This is a genomic window from Pseudomonas sp. 30_B (assembly GCF_017491605.1).
In the GTDB taxonomy this organism is placed as follows: Bacteria; Pseudomonadota; Gammaproteobacteria; order Pseudomonadales; family Pseudomonadaceae; genus Pseudomonas.
Map to the genome: position 1 here is coordinate 1 of NZ_JAFGYY010000193.1, position 511 is coordinate 511.

Here is a 511-nt window from a genome sequence, read left to right on the forward strand (position 1 = left end):
GGCCGAGCGCGGTGAGCTCGCGTGCCGTGCTCTTGAGCGTGCGCACGACGCCGTTGACTTGCGGCTCCCACGCATCGGTGACGATCATGATTTTCATCGCAGGCAGTCCTCTAGCGGATCAGGCGGTGGCGGCTTTGGTCTTGCGCGGCAGCGCGGCGGGCGGCGTGCGCATCACGGTCCAGTAGACGACCTTCCGCTCGCCCTCCATCGTCTCGACGAGCGCGGACAGGCTCTCGACCCAGTCGCCGTCGTTGCAGTACAGCACGCCGTCGATGTCGCGGATCTCGGCCTTGTGGATGTGGCCGCAGACGACGCCGTCGCAGCCGCGGCGGCGCGCTTCGTCGGTCATCACTGCTTCGAACGACGAAATGAAGTTCACGGCGTTCTTTACCTGGTGCTTCAGGTATTGCGACAGCGACCAGTACTGGAAGCCGAAGCGGCTCCTGATCCGGTTGAACCAGCGGTTGAGCACGAGGATCAGCGTGTACAGCGTGTCGCCGAGATAGGCGAG

The 511-nt window shown here is 64.6% G+C and carries 1 protein-coding gene; it reads right to left on the minus strand.

Going from position 1 to position 511, the window contains the following annotated elements:
* Window positions 1–118: 118 nt before the first annotated feature.
* On the minus strand, window positions 119–511 hold a 393-nt coding region (locus J5M67_RS27890; protein WP_368735964.1), incomplete at its 5' end, for a UDP-2,3-diacylglucosamine diphosphatase.